Here is a 15,178-nt window from a genome sequence, read left to right as displayed (position 1 = left end):
TGCCCTATCCCCAGCAGAATGCTCGGACATTCTGCTGGAGATGGCCGGTGAAAGCCCTCGACGAACTGACCTTCGACAATCGCTTCGCACGCCTGGGCGATGCGTTCTCAACCCACGTTCTGCCCGAACCCCTGGACGAACCGCGCCTGGTGGTGGCGAGCAAGGCCGCCATGGCGCTGCTCGACCTCGACCCGGCCGCGGCCGAAACCTCCGTGTTTGCCGAACTGTTTGGCGGCCACAAACTGTGGGCCGAAGCCGAGCCACGGGCGATGGTGTATTCCGGGCATCAATTCGGCGGCTACACGCCGCAACTGGGCGATGGCCGCGGGTTGCTGCTGGGCGAGGTCTATAACGAGGCCGGCGAGCATTGGGATTTGCACCTCAAGGGCGCCGGGATGACGCCTTACTCGCGCATGGGCGACGGGCGGGCGGTGTTGCGCTCTTCGATTCGTGAATTCCTCGCCTCCGAAGCCCTGCATGCGCTGGGCATCCCCACCAGCCGCGCCCTGTGCGTGATCGGCTCCAGCACGCCGGTATGGCGGGAGAAACAGGAACGCGGGGCGATGGTTTTACGCCTGGCCCACAGCCATATTCGCTTCGGGCACTTCGAATATTTCTATTACACCAAGAAGCCTGAGCAACAGGCCGAACTGGCCGAGCACGTGCTGAACCTGCACTACCCCGAATGCCGCGAGCAACCCGAGCCTTACCTGGCGATGTTCCGCGAGATCGTCGAGCGCAACGCCGAAATGATCGCCAAGTGGCAGGCTTATGGTTTTTGCCACGGCGTGATGAACACCGACAACATGTCGATCCTGGGCATTACCTTCGACTTCGGGCCCTTCGCGTTTCTCGATGATTTTGACGCGCACTTCATCTGCAACCATTCCGATCATGAAGGGCGCTACTCCTTCAGCAACCAGGTGCCGATCGGGCAGTGGAACCTCAGCGCCTTGGCCCAGGCGCTCACGCCGTTTATCAGCGTTGACGCACTCAAAGAAGCACTCGGCCTGTACCTGCCGCTGTACCAGGCGCACTACCTGGACTTGATGCGCCGCCGCCTGGGCCTGACCACCGCCGAAGACGCCGACCAGCAGTTGGTGGAGCGCTTGCTCAAGCTGATGCAGAACAGCGGCGTTGACTACACGCTGTTCTTGCGCCACCTGGGCGATGAACCCGCTGCTCTGGCCGTGGCGCGGCTACGTGATGACTTTGTCGACCTGGCCGGGTTCGACGCCTGGGCCGAGCAGTACAAGGCCCGCGTGGCGCGGGACGGGGATTACACCCAGGAGCAGCGCCGTGAGCGCATGCACGCGGTCAACCCGCTATATATCCTGCGCAACTACCTGGCCCAAAACGCCATCGCCGCCGCCGAATCAGGCGACTACAGCGAAGTGCGGCGGCTGCATGACGTGCTGACCAGACCGTTTGAGGAACAAGCGGGGATGGAGCAGTACGCGCAACGACCGCCGGATTGGGGCAAGCATTTGGAGATTAGTTGTTCGTCGTAAGTCCTAAAGACGGTCGGATTATTCTGCGGTGAGTAGGCTCATCAGATCTGAGGCATACGCTGATGCTCCAGATCATAGGCCTCCACCCAGTCAGAAATGATGTCAAGTAGCCCACTCATTGGATGGTCTTCATCTTCTCCTGTGATATCGAGCAGCTCATCAATCGCCTCGACCAGGACGCCATAATCATCCTCGGTTTGGGGTTTGCGCAGCAGCGTTGCAACGTAAGGCCAATGTTCAATGGCCAGTTTTAGAGCGTGGTTCATGCTTTGTCCTTTTTTCGCGTGTTGATAAACCGCGTCGCCGACACCAGATTGAAGCCAATAGCCGCCCCCAAGGAGCCCCCGATGTCCGAATCTCTTGTAATCCCCTGCCCTCATTGCAACGGCCTCAACCGCATCCCCGGCGAACGCCTGGGTGATGCGCCCAAGTGCGGGCGCTGCAAGCAGTCGGTGTTGCTGAACAAACCCTTTGATTTGAAACAGGGTGACTATGCCAACCAGATCAAGGGCGACCTGCCGCTGCTGGTCGATGTGTGGGCCGACTGGTGCGGGCCGTGCAAGTCGTTTGCGCCGGTATTCGAACAGGCAGCCGGGCAGTTGGAAGGCAAGTGCCGGCTGGCGAAGCTGGACAGTGAGGCTAACCAGCAGCTGTCGGCTCAGCTGGGGATTCGCTCGATTCCCAGTTTGATTCTGTTCAAGAACGGCCGCGAAGTGGCGCGCCAGAGTGGGGCGTTTCCGTTGCCGCAGTTGATGAGTTGGTTGCGTAGCCAGGGGGTGTAAACATCCCCCTCCATCAACTCGGTCAATGTGGGAGCTGGCTTGCCTGCGATGCAGGCGACTCGGTCTGCCTGGTACACCGAGGTGATGCCATCGCAGGCAAGGCCAGCTCCCACATTAGATGCATTTCATGCGTTAGGTCAGCGGGGCTTCGCGGTCCATCATCTGGCTGACCAGCATGACGCCCAGTTCGCTTAACTGGTGGATGGCCAGCGCTACGTCGCGGTGTTCGCCGGTGAGGTCGTTGGACAGGTTGAGCAGCAAGGTGCGCACCGAGGAGAAGGTTTCGTAGCTGTTGAGTACGAGGGTTTCGGTGGGGAGGTTGGGTGACACGGTATAGAGGTTAGCCATGGATCGTCTCCGGGTTGGGAAGCCGCAACCAGCCCGCTACTAAACGGAGGGTGGCAGCTGTACGCAGGTTAGTAGACCGGGGAGACGCAACCGGCGCGCTCGAAAACGCCCTCCGTACAGCCACCATAGAATTCAGGAAGATCCTGATCGACGATATGCCGTACATCTCACCACGGGCTACTAAACCCGATCACTGAACATTCAGCGACCGGCAAACCTTAGAGACGCCCATCCAGACGCACAAGCCGGCGGATTCTGGCGTAGCTGTAGGCAAGGTTACAAGGCACAAGCCCCATTGCCAGACCCTTCCTACATACTTTGTGGGACAAATCCAACTCACCTGCCGGCATGCAATCCAAACTGTGGGAGCTGGCTTGCCTGCGATAACGGTGTTCCAAGCGACACATTGACTCAATGTGCCGCCCTCATCGCGGGCAAGCCCGGCCCCCACAGTGTTCGGTGTTGCCTGTGGAGTCAGGCGTTTTCCAGCAAGTTATGCAGCTCCACAAACTGCTGCGTCAGCTTATGCCGTGGGTCCAGATGAATCAGCGGCTTGCTCTCCTGGTGCGACTCGCGCATACGCACGGAGCTGGCCAGGTACACCGGCAGTACCGGCAGCCCTTCGGCAATCAACTCATCGAGAATCTGCTGCGGCAGGCTCGCCCGGGCCTGGAACTGGTTAACCACGATGCCTTCCACTTCCAGGCCTTCGTTATGGTCGTCCTTCAATTCTTCGATCTCTGCTAGCAGGCCATACAACGCCTGGCGCGAGAAGCTGTCGCAGTCGAAGGGGATCAGCACCCGATCAGCGGCAATCAGCGCCGAAACCGCATAGAAGTTCAAGGCCGGAGGCGTATCCAGGTAAATGCGGTCGTAATCCTCGCTCAGCTCATCCAGCAGTTTTCGCAGCTTGTTGATTTTGTGCTTGGCTTCGAGCTTGGGCTGCAGGTCTGCCAGCTCGGCGGTGGCGGTGATCACGTGCAGGTTGTCGAACGGCGTTTCGTAGATATCTACCTTGTTCTTCTTCGAAAACGGCCCGGAAGACAGCGTCTGCTTGAAAAAATCCGCGATCCCCATGGGGATGTCGTCACCCGTCAGCCCGGTGAGGTACTGGGTTGAGTTGGCCTGTGCATCGAGGTCCACCAACAGGGTTCGATAACCTTCGCTGGCGCTGACCGCCGCCAGGTTGCAGGCGATGCTGGACTTGCCCACACCGCCTTTTTGATTGAACACCACGCGCCGCATGGAAAAACCTCCGTGTATCAATGAATCCCCCGAGTGTAGAGCGCAAAAGCGCCGGTTAGCTACCTCGTTCATCCTTGCGCGCTGTCTGGCTCACAAATGAATGGAAACCGCGTAACGATCGAGTCCGGCCTTTGATCGCCGATAATCTGCAAATTCTTCCAACTTATTTGTGATCAATAGTGAACAAACTTTCACCACTATTTGCTAGAACCCCACGGCACCGGGATAATGCGCGCCATACGGCCATTGCTCCCTGTCCCGGAATCCGGGGCCATTGGCCGCACATGGAAGCCCGCAGGGGCGGGATAACTTCTCAGTGATCAACTTCAACATCGCCCAATGGCGCGCCTGGGCTCCTGGCCTTGCGAGTGCGGACGACTGGTACGCCTGGTGCCGGGACCCGGTGTTGCCGCCTGTCAGCGAAGCGTCCCCCGATGTGTCATTTTTGCCAGCCATGCAGCGCCGCCGTCTGAGCCGGCTGGCGCGCATGGCGTTCAGCGTCGGCTGGCCGCTGGCCGAGGGCCTTGAAGACCTGCCGCTGGTGTTTATTTCCCGCCACGGCGAAACCCCGCGCACCCTGGACATCCTCAGTGACCTGGCCAACGAGCAGCCGCTGTCGCCCACTCAGTTCAGCCTGTCGGTGCATAACGCGGTGATTGGCCTGTGGTCGATCCTGCGCAATGAAACCAGCGAGATGACCGCCCTCGCCGCCGCCGGCGATGGCCTCGAACACGGCCTGCTCGAAGCCGCCGCGTTGCTCAACGAAGGCGCCGCCGCCGTATTGCTGGTGATCACCGAAGAACAACCGCCCCACGCCTACGCCAGCTGGATTAGGGATGTGCCCTTCCCCTACGCCCTCGGCCTGTTGCTCACGCCGGGCGACGAGTGGCAACTGGAACTCACCACCGGCACTGTCCAACTCACTCAAACCCAGTGGCCCCACGCCCTGAACCTGCTGCGCACCCTGCTGACCGAACAGGGCGCCTGCCAACATGCCTGGAAGAACCGAGTATGGAACTGGCAACGCAAGCCCTGACCCACAAGCCACGGCAGGCCTATTATTGGCGCCTGTTCGCCACAGCCCTCAGCTTTTGCCTGTTTGGCATCGGCGGGCTGTGCCTGCGTTTGCTGGTATTTCCGTTGCTCAGTTGCCTGCCGGGCGACGCCAGCCAGCACCAACGGCGCGCACGCCACACCATCAGTTGCCTGTTCTGGTTTTTCATTCGCCTGATGAAGGGCCTGGGCATTCTCACGTACAGCGTCGAGGGTGCCGAAAAGCTTGGCCGCCCTGGCCAGATGATCGTCGCCAACCACCCGTCGCTGATCGACGTGGTGTTCCTGATCGGCCTGATGCGCCAGACCAACTGCGTGGTCAAGCAGAGCCTGTTCCAGAACCCGTTCACCCGCAGCCCGGTGCGCGATGCCGGCTATATCAGCAACGACGGCAGTGCCGACATGCTCGATGCCGCAGCCGACGCCCTGCGCGCCGGCCAGACGCTGATCATCTTTCCCGAAGGCACCCGCACCACGCCGGGCGCGGCGCCGGCCTTTCATCGCGGCGGTGCGGCCATTGCGCTGCGTGGTGCGACAATCATCACGCCAGTGGTGATCAAGGTCAGCCCCACCACGCTGACCAAGGCCGAACCCTGGTATCGCATTCCCCACCGTCGATTTCACTTCAGTTTGCGCGTGGGGGCCGATATAGAACCACAGGCGTTCGCCGCGCTCGGCGCCGCGCCCCAGGCTTCACGCAAGCTCAACGATCACCTGCATCACTATTTCATTAAGGAGCTCGCCGAAGATGAGCGACCAACACCGCCTTGAGCACGACATAAAGACGCTGATCATCGAGGCCCTGGGCCTGGAAGACATCAGCGTCGACGACATTGGCAGCGAGCAGACGCTGTTTGGCGAAGGCCTGGGCCTGGATTCGGTCGACGCCCTGGAATTGGGCTTGGTGATTCAGAAAAAATACGGCATCAAAATCGATGCCGACGCCAAGGACACCCGCAATCACTTCACCAACGTGGCCAGCCTTGCGGCATTCGTCACGGCCCGACAGGCAGCTTGAGACCGTACCATGCAAACTCGTGACGATATCTTCAACACCCTGCGCGACGCCTTGGTGGAACTGTTTGAACTGCCCCCGGAACGCGTCACCCTCGACGCCAACCTGTACCAGGACCTGGAAATCGACAGCATCGACGCCGTGGACCTGATCGACCACATCAAGCGCCAGACCGGCAAGAAAATCGCCGCCGAAGAGTTCAAGGCGGTACGCACGGTGAACGACGTGGTAGAGGCGGTGTACCGTCTGGTCCAGCCCGCCGCATGAGCCGGCTGATCGGCCTTGGCCTGTTATTGGCGGGGCTGCTGTACCCCTTCGCCGTGTATTACGGCACCGAGCACTTTGCACCCTGGCAGTTCGGCTTGCTGCTGGGCAGCTTGTGGCTGTTGCGCGCGCTCACCGCTGCGCAGCGCCCGGGCAGCCGTTGGATGGCGGTGGTGGTGATCGTGTTTTGCCTGGCGCTGGCCTGGTTCGATAACCCGCAGTGGCTGCGCTGGTACCCGAGCCTGGTCAGCGGATTCATGCTGGCGCTGTTCGGCCTGAGCCTGAAATACGGCCCGCCGATGGTCGAGCGCCTGGCGCGCATGACCGACCCGCACCTGCCGCCCCACGCGGTGGTGTATACCCGCCGGGTCACCCTGGTGTGGAGTGTGTTTTTTCTCTGTAATGGCCTGCTCGCCGCCGCGCTCACCCTGTGGGCACCGCTGAGCTGGTGGACGTTGTACAACGGCCTGATCGCCTACGGGCTGATGGGGCTGTTGTTTGCCGTGGAATGGCTGGTACGACAAAGGGTTCGAGGCCGCGTATGAATGGGTTGAAACTTGAGCACTTGCTGCTTGAGCCGCTGCAAAATCGTTGGGTAACCACTGAGCCCGAGATGAACCACGCGCAACTGTGGGAGCAGTCGCTGAGCCTGGCGGCGGGCCTGCAAGCCCGGGGTATCCGGCGCCTGGCCGTGCACCTGGAAGACGCCGGGCTGCTGGCGATTGCGCTGCTGGGCGCCTGGCGCGCCGGTGCGAGCGTGCTGCTGCCCGCCGACCTGCAACCCCAGACGCGCCAACGCTGGACCGACGCCGTGGATGCCTGGCTGGTCGAAGCCAGCGACCTGGACGCGCTGTATCAAGTGCCCTTGAGCGCCGCCGCCCTCGACCTGGACACTTGCCAACTGAGCCTGTGCACCTCCGGCTCCAGCGGCGAGCCCAAGCGCATCGACAAGTCCCTGCGCCAGTTGGCCAATGAAGTAGAGGCGCTGGAGGCCCTGTGGGGCAAAGACCTCAAGGACGCCTGCATCATCGGCAGTGTCGCCACCCAGCATATCTACGGCTTGCTGTTTCGCGTGTTGTGGCCGCTGTGTGCCGGCCGCACCTTTGTGCGCAAGCAACTGGCGTTCCCCGAAGACATGCAGCGCGCCAGCCGTGAGCACCCGCAATTTGCCTGGGTGGCCAGCCCGGCGTTGCTCAAGCGCATGGGCGACAACCTCGACTGGCCGGCACTGAGCCAGGTTGCGCGAGTGTTTTCCTCCGGCGGTGCATTGCCGATTGAAGCTGCCGGCAGCCTTTACGACCGTTTACAGCAATGGCCCATAGAAATCCTCGGCAGCTCGGAAACCGGCGGCATCGCCTGGCGCCAGGGCGCGCAACCCTGGCAGCCGTTTGCCGATGTGCAACTGAGCCAGGATGCCGACGGTGCTCTGCGTATCGCATCAAAATACCTGCCCGAAGGGCACATCGAACAGACTGCCGACGCTGCACGCATCCATGCCGATGGCCGTTTTGAGTTGCTGGGCCGCCTGGACCGTATCGTCAAGCTGGAAGAGAAACGCATCTCCCTGCCGATGCTCGAACAGGCGTTGATGACCCACCCGTGGGTCGCCGAAACCCGCTTGGGCGTGGTGCAGGAAAACCGCGCCTCCCTCGGCGCGCTGGTGGTGCTCAGCAGCGATGGCTTGCATGCCCTGCGCAACCAGGGCCGCCGCACGCTCACCCAAACCTTGCGCCAGCACTTGAGCCAACATTGCGAGGCCCTGGCCTTGCCGCGCCGCTGGCGCTTGCTGCGCCAACTGCCGCTGAACAGCCAGGGCAAGCTGCCTCAGGCCGGTGTCGAAGCCTTGTTGCTGGCGCCTCGCCCCAAGGGGCCCGAGGTGTTGGCGCAAGTCGAAACCGAAGGTGAATGGACCTTGCAACTGAGCATCCCACCGGACCTGGCCTATTTCAGCGGGCACTTCCCGGTCACCCCAGTATTGCCGGGGGTGGTGCAGGTGGAATGGGCGTTCAACCTGGGCCAGCAATTGCTCGACCTGCCAGCCCGGTTCGCCGGCATGGAAGTGCTCAAGTTCCAGCAACTGGTGCGCCCGGGCGATCACATCGAACTGCACCTGCGCTTTGATCGGGAGCGTAGCAAACTGTACTTCGCCTATCGCAATGGGGTTGCGGCGTGCTCAAGCGGGCGGATCGTGCTGGAGGCCGCGCATGCATAAGCCGGGTGAGCACTTCGTGCTCAATCGCGGGCAAGCCCGCTCCCACACTGGATCAGTGTCGGCCAACAATCTTGTGTGCACAGCAAATCCAATGTGGGAGCTGGCTTGCCTGCGATGCAGGCGGCGCGGTGTATCGGTTGCCCCCCATCATGCATAACCCCTGCGCTTTAATCCCGGTGTACAACCACGAAGCCGCCGTGCCGGCCGTGGTCCACAGTGTGCTGAAAAGCGGCCTGCCCTGCCTCTTGGTGGACGATGGCAGCAGCGCCGCCTGCGCAGCCGTGCTGGCGCACCTGGCGACGCTGGACAACGTCACCCTGCTGACCCTGCCCAGCAACCAGGGCAAGGGCGGCGCCGTGATGGCCGGTTTTCGCGAGGCAGCGCGCCTGGGCTACACCCACGCCCTGCAAGTGGACGCCGATGGTCAGCACGACCTGCGCGAAGTCGAGACCTTTATCCACACCTCACGCCAGCACCCCGACGCCGTCATCTGCGGCTACCCCGAATACGACGACAGCGTGCCCAAGGGTCGCCTGTACGCACGTTACCTGACCCACGTTTGGGTGTGGATCAACACCCTGTCGCTTGAGATTCGCGACTCGATGTGCGGCTTTCGCGTGTACCCGCTGGCGCCGACCCTGGCGCTGATGGACTCGGCCTACATCGGCACGCACATGGATTTCGACTCGGACATCCTGGTACGCCTGGCCTGGCGCAACCAGCCTATGCGCTGGCTGCCCACCCAGGTGCACTACCCCGCCGACGGCCTGTCGCACTTTCGCTTGTTGCGTGACAACCTGCGCATCAGCGCCATGCACACGCGGTTGTTCTTCGGCATGCTCGTGCGCGCGCCGATGATCCTGTGGCGACGGTGGCAAGCATGAACGACAGCACCAAACATTGGGCCGACCGCGAGGAACGCGGCAGCTTCTGGCTGATGAAATTCACCGCGGTCGCGGTCAAAGTCCTCGGCCGTCGCCTATTGAGCCCGTTGCTCTACAGCATCGTCTTTTACTTCTTCCTGTTCGGCCGCACCGCACGCCACAGCGCGTGGCAATACCAGCAGCGGCTGGCGCAATGGAGCGGGCGCGATGACTTGCTGCCGAGCCACCGCACCGTCTTTGCCCAGTTCATGGCCTTCGCCGATTCGCTGCTGGACAAGCTGGACGTGTGGAACGGCAAGCTGCGCCTGGAGCAAATCGAGATCAACGACCCGGCGCAGTTGCGCAGCCAACTGCGTGGCGAGCGCGGGCAGATGCTGGTGGGTGCGCACCTGGGTAACCTGGAAGTGTGCCGCGCCCTGGCGGAAATGGGTGAACAGGTCACCATGAACGTGCTGGTGCACACCAAGCACGCCGAGCGTTTCAACCGCCTGCTGGGCGAGGCCGGCGCGACCCATTTGCGCCTGATTCAGGTGAGCGAACTGGACCCGGCCACCATGCTGCTGCTCAGCCAGCGCCTGGACGATGGCGAGTGGCTGGCGATTGCCGGCGACCGCATCCCGCTGCACGGCGGGCGTACGGTGCGCGTGGACTTCCTCGGCCATACGGCGGCATTTCCCCAAGGCCCATGGCTGCTGGCGGGCTTGCTCAAATGCCCGGTCAATCTGCTGATGTGTCTTAAGCACCAGGGCCGCTATCGCCTGACTATCGAGCCCTTTGCCGATTTGATCGAGTGGAAGCGCAGTACCCGCGAGCAGGTCATCGCCCTGTGGACCGCCCGCTACGCCGCACGCTTGGGCCAGTTCTGCCTGCAAGCGCCCCAACAATGGTTCAACTTTTACCCTTTCTGGAAGACCGATGACGACGCCTCTTGAGCCCATCACCTTTGGTGAACGCCCCCTGCGCATCGAAGACGTGCTGGCCCTGGCCAACCGCCAGGTACCCACTCGCCTGCAGGACGATGCCGCGTACCGCCAACGCATCGCCAAGGGCGCGCAGTTCCTCGACTCGCTGCTGGACAAGGAAGGCGTGATCTACGGCGTGACCACCGGCTACGGCGACTCCTGCGTAGTGGCGGTGCCGCTGGAGCACGTCGAAGCCTTGCCGCGTCATCTGTACACCTTTCACGGTTGCGGCCTGGGCAAGTTGCTCGACGCCCAAGCCACCCGTGCCGTGCTGGCGGCGCGTTTGCAGTCGCTGTGCCATGGCGTATCGGGCGTACGCGTGGAGCTGCTGGAGCGCTTGCACGCCTTCCTCGAACACGATGTGCTGCCACTGATCCCGGAAGAAGGCTCGGTGGGTGCCAGTGGTGATCTGACGCCGCTGTCCTACGTGGCCGCGACCTTGTCCGGCGAGCGCGAGGTGCTATTCCGTGGCGAACGCCGTCTGGCGGCCGACGTGCACCGTGAGCTGGGCTGGGAGCCGTTGGTCCTGCGCCCCAAGGAAGCCCTGGCACTGATGAACGGCACCGCGGTGATGACCGGCCTGGCCTGCCTGGCCTTTGCCCGCGCCGACTATCTGTTGCAACTGGCCACGCGCATCACCGCGCTCAATGTGGTGGCCCTGCAAGGCAACCCGGAACACTTCGACGAGCGCCTGTTCGCCGCCAAGCCACACCCTGGGCAGATGCAAGTGGCCGCGTGGCTGCGCAAGGACCTGGCCATCGACGCGCCCACCGCCCCCCTGCATCGCCTGCAAGACCGTTATTCGTTGCGCTGCGCGCCCCACGTGCTCGGCGTATTGGCGGACAGCCTGAACTGGCTGCGCGCGTTCATCGAGATCGAACTGAACAGCGCCAACGACAACCCGATCATCGATGCCGAAGAAGAACGCGTGCTGCATGGCGGGCACTTCTACGGTGGGCATATCGCCTTCGCCATGGACAGCCTCAAGACCTTGGTCGCCAACGTTGCCGACCTGCTCGACCGCCAGCTCGCACTGTTGGTGGATGTGCGCTACAACCATGGCCTGCCGAGCAACCTGTCGGGCGCCCCGGCTGATCGTGCAATGATCAACCATGGCTTCAAGGCCGTGCAGATCGGCACCAGCGCCTGGACCGCCGAAGCGCTGAAAAACACCATGCCGGCCAGCGTGTTCTCACGCTCTACCGAGTGCCACAACCAGGACAAGGTGAGCATGGGCACCATCGCAGCCCGCGATGCGATCCGCGTGCTGGAGTTGACCGAACAGGTGGCCGCCGCGACCCTGCTCGCCGCCAACCAGGGCGTGTGGCTGCGCGCCCAGGCCGAGGGTGCCCGCCCACTGCCACCGGCACTGGCCGCGATGCACGCGGAACTGGCCCAGGATTTTGCGCCGGTCATCGAAGACCGCGCCCTGGAAGGCGAACTGCGCCTGTGCCTGCAACGCATCGCCGCGCAACACTGGAGGCTGCATGCGTAGCCCCGGCGTGTTGCACAGCGACACTGAAATCCTCGTGCCGTTTTTCGACATCGACACCATGAACGTGGTGTGGCACGGGCATTACGTGAAGTACCTTGAAGTGGCGCGCTGTGCGTTGCTGGACAAGATCGGCCATAACTACACGGCGATGCTCGAAGCCGGCTACGCCTGGCCAGTGATCGACATGCAGCTACGCTATGTACGCGGCGCGACCTTCGGCCAGACCATCAATGTGCGCGCCAGCCTGGTGGAATGGGAGAACCGTTTGAAGGTGAACTACCTGATTACCGACCTGGCCAGCGGCGAGCGCTTGACCCGCGCCAGCACCGTGCAAGTAGCGGTGGAAATCGCCAGCCGCGAAATGCAGCTGGCCTCGCCCAAAGTCTTCACCGATGCCGTAGAGAGAGCCCTGGAATGAGACCCCCTGTAGGAGCGAGCTTGCTCGCGAAGATCGCCAACGATAACGCGGGGCGCCTGACACCCCGTGGGGCCCTCAGGTTTTTCGCGAGCAAGCTCGCTCCTACAGCGGCTGCGTTGTTGCTGAGCTTCAGCGCCCACGCCTTCGACCTCCAGCAGTTGAGCGATCAGCTTGCCAAACCCTCCGTGATCCACGGCAACTTCATCCAGGAAAAACACCTGCGTGCCCTGCCCCAGCCACTGGTGAGCAAAGGCACCTTCGTGCTCGCCAAGGATCACGGCCTGCTGTGGCTGTTGAAAACCCCGCTGCAACAGGACTACCGCATTACAGCCCAGGGCATTGCCCGCCGTGACGCCAATGGCTGGCAACTACTGCCAAACAAGAGTGCCGGCGCCGAACAGAATCGTTTGTTCCTGGCAGTACTGCAGGGCGACAGCAGTGGCCTGCAGCGCGACTTCGACCTGCAACTGCAAGGCGAGGCCCAACAATGGAAGCTCACGCTGACCCCACGCTCACTGCTGCTCAAGCAAGTCTTCACCCAGATCAATATCGACGGCGGCGCACTGGTGCGCACCATTGAACTGCTGGAAACCCAAGGCGACAGCACGCTGTTGCGCATGCAGGACAGTACCGCCGACCAGCCGTTGAGCAATGCGGAGCAACACGACTTTGCCCAGTGAGCGCCTGCTGCCGCGCCTGTTCCTGACCTTGCTGGTGGCCGTGCTGGCCCTGGCAGGCTGGCAGTGGCGTGATGGCGCGCCGTTGTCGGCCAACCTGATGGAACTGGTGCCCGGCAGCACGCCGGACGCCTTGGAACTGCAAGCCGAACAGCGCATGCAAGAGCCGCTCAACCGCGAAATGCTGGTACTGGTGGGGCATGCCGACCGCCAGCAAGCGGTGGCCGTGGCGCAGCAACTGGGTGAGCGTTGGCAGGCCAGCGGCCTGTTTGAAAAGGTGCAGTGGAACCTGCAAGCCGACTTGCCAGCGTTGCGCGAACAACTGCTGCGTGGGCGTTTGTCGATGCTCTCGTCCAAGGACCGCGAACAACTGATCCAGCAGCCTGAGGCGTTCATCCAGCAACGCGTGCAATCGCTGTTCGACCCCTTCACCGGTTTCAGCCTGGTGCCAAGCCAGGACGATTGGCTCGGCCTCACCGGGCGCATCCAGAACAGCCAGCCGCAACACGGTGCGGTGCAAATGGACATCGGCAGCGGCGCCTTGATCGCCGATGCCGACGGCAAGAGTTGGGTGCTACTGCGAGCCCGCACTACCGGCAACGCCTTCGACATGAAGCTGCCGCTGCAAGTGGCGGACTTGCTGAAGGCCAGCCGCGAGCAAGCCAGCGCACACGGCGCGCAACTGCTCGCCGCCAGCGGTTTGCTCTATGCGGCCAACGGGCAGCAGCAGGCCACGCGGGAAATGACCTGGGTCGGCGGCGGCGCCACCCTGGGCATCCTGTTATTGCTGCTGCTGGCGTTCCGACGCTGGCGGGTGCTGCTGGCGTTCGTGCCGGTACTGGTGGGCATGCTGTTTGGCGCGGTGGCATGTGTGGCGCTGTTTGGGCATATGCATGTGATGACCCTGGTGCTGGGTTCCAGCCTGATCGGCGTGGCGGTGGATTACCCACTGCACTACCTGTCCAAAAGCTGGAGCCTGCAGCCGTGGCGCAGTTGGCCGGCGTTGCGCCTGACCCTGCCAGGGCTGAGCCTGAGCCTGGCCACCAGCGCTATCGGCTACCTGGCGCTGGCCTGGACGCCGTTCCCGGCGCTGACCCAGATTGCGGTGTTTTCGGCTGCCGGTTTGGTCGGTGCCTATTTGTGTGCCGTGTGCCTGTTGCCCGCGCTGCTCAAGGGCGTGGAACTGCGCCCGGCGCAATGGCCGCTGCGTGTCGCCCAAAGCCTATGGCAGCTGCGCACGGCCTTGCTCAAACGCGTGCCCAGTTCGGTACTGCTGGTGTGGGTGCTGCTGTTCTGCGCGGCGGGCCTGTGGCAACTGAACACTAAAAACGATATCCGCCAATGGATCGGTGCGCCGCCGCAGTTGCTGCAGGAAGCCCAGGCCGTGGCGCGCATCACCGGGTTCCAGCCCACCAGCCAGTTTTTCCTGGTGCGGGCGGACAATCAGCAGCAGTTGCTGGAACGCCAGGCCGCCCTGGGCAAACGCTTGGACCAGTTGGTGCAGATGGACAAGCTTCAGGGCTACCTGGCGCTCAATCAACTGGTCAACCTCCCCGCAGAACAACAACAGTTGCGCGAGGCGCTGAACAACCTGGCGCCACACTGGCAACCGCTACTGGACCTCGGCGTGCCCCTCAGTGCCCTGCAAGCCGAAGTGGCGCAATTGCAGGCGCTGCCTACCGCAGACATCGACGCCGCACTGCAAGGCCCGCTGGCCGAGCCGTGGCGCACGCTGTGGCTCGGCCCGGTGGACGGTGGCGTGGCGGCCATGGTCAGCCTGCAAGGCTTGAACAACCCGGCGCTGCTGCGGGTGCAGGCGCTGGACTTGCCCGGCGTGCAACTGGTCGACCGCCTGGGCGACTTGAACCGCGTATTTGCCGACACGCAGATCAGCGCTGCCGAATTGAAGTTGCTGTCTTGCGTGCTGATCGTGCTATTGCTGATTGCGCCCTTCGGCGTTGGCGGCGCCTTGCGTATCGTCGCCCTGCCGCTGCTGGCCGCGTTGTGCAGCCTGGCCAGCCTCGGTTGGCTGGGCCAGCCGCTGACTTTGTTCAGCCTGTTTGGCCTGCTGCTGGTCACGGCCATCAGCGTCGACTATGCGATTTTGATGCGCGAGCAGATCGGCGGCCCTGCCGTCAGCCTCTTGGGAACACTGCTGGCAGCGCTGACGACTTGGTTGTCGTTCGGCCTGCTGGCGGTCTCCAGTACACCGGCCGTGAGTAATTTCGGCTTGTCGGTCAGCCTGGGCCTGACGTTCAGCTTTATGCTGGCGCCCTGGGCCGGCCGGCAGAAACACGCCTTATGAATGTGAT

At 62.8% G+C, this 15,178-nt stretch carries 17 protein-coding genes; 14 read left to right on the top strand and 3 right to left on the bottom strand.

Going from position 1 to position 15,178, the window contains the following annotated elements; all coding sequences use genetic code 11:
• Positions 1-47: 47 nt before the first annotated feature.
• A complete protein-coding gene (gene selO, locus BMH52_RS04295) occupies positions 48-1,511 on the top strand; it encodes a protein adenylyltransferase SelO (protein WP_073842995.1) in 1,464 nt (487 codons plus the stop codon).
• Positions 1,512-1,552: 41 nt separating this feature from the next.
• Here selO and BMH52_RS04290 read toward each other — a convergent pair whose 3' ends face one another.
• Positions 1,553-1,777, bottom strand: a complete 225-nt coding sequence (locus tag BMH52_RS04290) for a hypothetical protein (protein WP_032904074.1) — start codon at positions 1,775-1,777, stop codon at positions 1,553-1,555.
• 81 nt (positions 1,778-1,858) lie between these two features.
• Here BMH52_RS04290 and trxC point away from each other — a divergent pair, with 81 nt between their 5' ends.
• A complete protein-coding gene (gene trxC, locus BMH52_RS04285) occupies positions 1,859-2,293 on the top strand; it encodes a thioredoxin TrxC (RefSeq protein WP_032904075.1) in 435 nt (144 codons plus the stop codon).
• 132 nt (positions 2,294-2,425) lie between these two features.
• Here the strand turns inward: trxC and BMH52_RS04280 are convergent, their stop codons facing one another.
• Together BMH52_RS04280 and BMH52_RS04275 are read right to left on the bottom strand one after the other, a co-directional pair.
• Entirely contained in the window at positions 2,426-2,641 is a 216-nt protein-coding gene (locus BMH52_RS04280; protein ID WP_047712416.1) for a DUF6124 family protein, read from the bottom strand.
• Positions 2,642-3,115: 474 nt separating this feature from the next.
• Complete coding sequence (locus tag BMH52_RS04275; RefSeq protein ID WP_020301660.1) at positions 3,116-3,886, bottom strand: ParA family protein; 771 nt, start codon at positions 3,884-3,886, stop codon at positions 3,116-3,118.
• Between the two features lie 316 nt (positions 3,887-4,202).
• Here BMH52_RS04275 and BMH52_RS04270 point away from each other — a divergent pair, with 316 nt between their 5' ends.
• The 12 genes from BMH52_RS04270 (at position 4,203) to BMH52_RS04215 (ending at position 15,171) form a co-directional block, all read left to right on the top strand.
• Entirely contained in the window at positions 4,203-4,922 is a 720-nt protein-coding gene (locus BMH52_RS04270; RefSeq protein ID WP_014716605.1) for a beta-ketoacyl synthase chain length factor, read from the top strand.
• Positions 4,898-5,710, top strand: coding sequence for a 1-acyl-sn-glycerol-3-phosphate acyltransferase (locus BMH52_RS04265; protein ID WP_032904076.1), 813 nt, complete (start codon positions 4,898-4,900; stop codon positions 5,708-5,710). Before BMH52_RS04270 ends, BMH52_RS04265 begins: the two co-directional genes overlap by 25 nt.
• A complete protein-coding gene (locus tag BMH52_RS04260; RefSeq protein WP_073842993.1) occupies positions 5,688-5,957 on the top strand; it encodes a phosphopantetheine-binding protein in 270 nt (89 codons plus the stop codon). Before BMH52_RS04265 ends, BMH52_RS04260 begins: the two co-directional genes overlap by 23 nt.
• A gap of 9 nt (positions 5,958-5,966) precedes the next feature.
• On the top strand, positions 5,967-6,221 hold the full coding sequence (locus tag BMH52_RS04255; RefSeq protein ID WP_003187949.1) for an acyl carrier protein: 255 nt from the start codon (positions 5,967-5,969) through the stop codon (positions 6,219-6,221).
• A complete protein-coding gene (locus BMH52_RS04250; protein WP_003187947.1) occupies positions 6,218-6,763 on the top strand; it encodes a membrane protein in 546 nt (181 codons plus the stop codon). The genes BMH52_RS04255 and BMH52_RS04250 overlap by 4 nt, the downstream gene beginning before the upstream one ends.
• Complete coding sequence (locus tag BMH52_RS04245) at positions 6,760-8,430, top strand: acyl-CoA synthetase family protein (protein WP_073842991.1); 1,671 nt, start codon at positions 6,760-6,762, stop codon at positions 8,428-8,430. The genes BMH52_RS04250 and BMH52_RS04245 overlap by 4 nt, the downstream gene beginning before the upstream one ends.
• A gap of 149 nt (positions 8,431-8,579) precedes the next feature.
• Positions 8,580-9,314, top strand: a complete 735-nt coding sequence (locus BMH52_RS04240) for a glycosyltransferase family 2 protein (RefSeq protein ID WP_019818323.1) — start codon at positions 8,580-8,582, stop codon at positions 9,312-9,314.
• Positions 9,311-10,246, top strand: coding sequence for a glycosyl transferase (locus BMH52_RS04235; protein ID WP_038448578.1), 936 nt, complete (start codon positions 9,311-9,313; stop codon positions 10,244-10,246). Before BMH52_RS04240 ends, BMH52_RS04235 begins: the two co-directional genes overlap by 4 nt.
• Entirely contained in the window at positions 10,230-11,771 is a 1,542-nt protein-coding gene (hutH, locus tag BMH52_RS04230; protein WP_072434815.1) for a histidine ammonia-lyase, read from the top strand. The genes BMH52_RS04235 and hutH overlap by 17 nt, the downstream gene beginning before the upstream one ends.
• Positions 11,764-12,189, top strand: coding sequence for a thioesterase family protein (locus BMH52_RS04225; protein WP_054919425.1), 426 nt, complete (start codon positions 11,764-11,766; stop codon positions 12,187-12,189). The genes hutH and BMH52_RS04225 overlap by 8 nt, the downstream gene beginning before the upstream one ends.
• On the top strand, positions 12,186-12,869 hold the full coding sequence (locus tag BMH52_RS04220) for an outer membrane lipoprotein carrier protein LolA (RefSeq protein WP_073842989.1): 684 nt from the start codon (positions 12,186-12,188) through the stop codon (positions 12,867-12,869). Before BMH52_RS04225 ends, BMH52_RS04220 begins: the two co-directional genes overlap by 4 nt.
• Positions 12,841-15,171, top strand: a complete 2,331-nt coding sequence (locus tag BMH52_RS04215) for an MMPL family transporter (RefSeq protein WP_073842987.1) — start codon at positions 12,841-12,843, stop codon at positions 15,169-15,171. The genes BMH52_RS04220 and BMH52_RS04215 overlap by 29 nt, the downstream gene beginning before the upstream one ends.
• Positions 15,172-15,178: the final 7 nt, after the last annotated feature.

It is taken from the genome of Pseudomonas sp. BTN1 (assembly GCF_001907715.1).
Taxonomy (GTDB): Bacteria; Pseudomonadota; Gammaproteobacteria; order Pseudomonadales; family Pseudomonadaceae; genus Aquipseudomonas; species Aquipseudomonas paracarnis.
Note: the sequence above shows the minus strand (reverse complement) of the source record. Positions and strands in the feature narration are given on the sequence as shown.

Coding starts and splice junctions, on each gene's coding strand:
- BMH52_RS04235 (WP_038448578.1), top strand. CDS start 9,311: ATGAACGACAGCACCAAACATTGGGCCGACCGCGAGGAACGCGGCAGC.
- BMH52_RS04220 (WP_073842989.1), top strand. CDS start 12,186: ATGAGACCCCCTGTAGGAGCGAGCTTGCTCGCGAAGATCGCCAACGAT.
- BMH52_RS04265 (WP_032904076.1), top strand. CDS start 4,898: ATGGAACTGGCAACGCAAGCCCTGACCCACAAGCCACGGCAGGCCTAT.
- hutH (WP_072434815.1), top strand. CDS start 10,230: ATGACGACGCCTCTTGAGCCCATCACCTTTGGTGAACGCCCCCTGCGC.
- trxC (WP_032904075.1), top strand. CDS start 1,859: ATGTCCGAATCTCTTGTAATCCCCTGCCCTCATTGCAACGGCCTCAAC.
- BMH52_RS04280 (WP_047712416.1), bottom strand. CDS start 2,641: ATGGCTAACCTCTATACCGTGTCACCCAACCTCCCCACCGAAACCCTC.
- BMH52_RS04225 (WP_054919425.1), top strand. CDS start 11,764: ATGCGTAGCCCCGGCGTGTTGCACAGCGACACTGAAATCCTCGTGCCG.
- BMH52_RS04215 (WP_073842987.1), top strand. CDS start 12,841: ATGCGGAGCAACACGACTTTGCCCAGTGAGCGCCTGCTGCCGCGCCTG.
- BMH52_RS04275 (WP_020301660.1), bottom strand. CDS start 3,886: ATGCGGCGCGTGGTGTTCAATCAAAAAGGCGGTGTGGGCAAGTCCAGC.
- BMH52_RS04250 (WP_003187947.1), top strand. CDS start 6,218: ATGAGCCGGCTGATCGGCCTTGGCCTGTTATTGGCGGGGCTGCTGTAC.
- BMH52_RS04255 (WP_003187949.1), top strand. CDS start 5,967: ATGCAAACTCGTGACGATATCTTCAACACCCTGCGCGACGCCTTGGTG.
- BMH52_RS04240 (WP_019818323.1), top strand. CDS start 8,580: ATGCATAACCCCTGCGCTTTAATCCCGGTGTACAACCACGAAGCCGCC.
- BMH52_RS04260 (WP_073842993.1), top strand. CDS start 5,688: ATGAGCGACCAACACCGCCTTGAGCACGACATAAAGACGCTGATCATC.
- BMH52_RS04245 (WP_073842991.1), top strand. CDS start 6,760: ATGAATGGGTTGAAACTTGAGCACTTGCTGCTTGAGCCGCTGCAAAAT.
- BMH52_RS04290 (WP_032904074.1), bottom strand. CDS start 1,777: ATGAACCACGCTCTAAAACTGGCCATTGAACATTGGCCTTACGTTGCA.